At 47.7% G+C, this 440-nt stretch carries 1 protein-coding gene; it reads left to right on the top strand.

Features of this window, described 5'->3' with window-relative positions:
- Window positions 1-31: 31 nt before the first annotated feature.
- Window positions 32-440, top strand: a 409-nt coding sequence (locus P0G09_RS15680) for a GntR family transcriptional regulator (protein ID WP_275253117.1), incomplete at its 3' end; no start/stop codon positions are given.

The raw sequence follows: 440 nt of genomic DNA, 5'->3' as shown, positions 1-440 counted from the left end.
CTTTGTCGCCAGCCGGAAGGTCCAAGATAAGATGGCCGGGGTAACCAGCTTTATTGAATTGATGATTGCTGCTGGGAAAAAACCTTCCAGTAAGACGATTTCCTATCATTTAACAACGCCTTCGCAAAGTGAAATCGAACGGCTTAAATTAGAACCAGATGAGCGCGTTTTGCGAATGGAGCGCATTCGTTATGGCAATGAGATTCCAATCTGTTATGAGGTTGCGACCGTTCCGGCAAAACTGGTGGAAAACTTCAGCAAAACCGAGATCACCTCATCGTTTTACCGCACCTTGGAAAAAAAGGCCAACCTTTATCCTGGTCATGCCGTGCAATGGGTTTCGGCAATCAGCGCTACTGAAAAGATTGCTGAGTATCTGCGGATTCGGCGTGGTGACGCGCTGCTGCATTTGATTCAGCTTTCCTATCTGCAGGATGGCC

It is taken from the genome of Faecalibacterium sp. DFI.5.82, from assembly GCF_029076575.1.
GTDB classification, from domain to species: domain Bacteria; phylum Bacillota; class Clostridia; order Oscillospirales; family Ruminococcaceae; genus Faecalibacterium; species Faecalibacterium duncaniae.
This window is presented reverse-complemented; position numbering and strand designations above follow the sequence as displayed.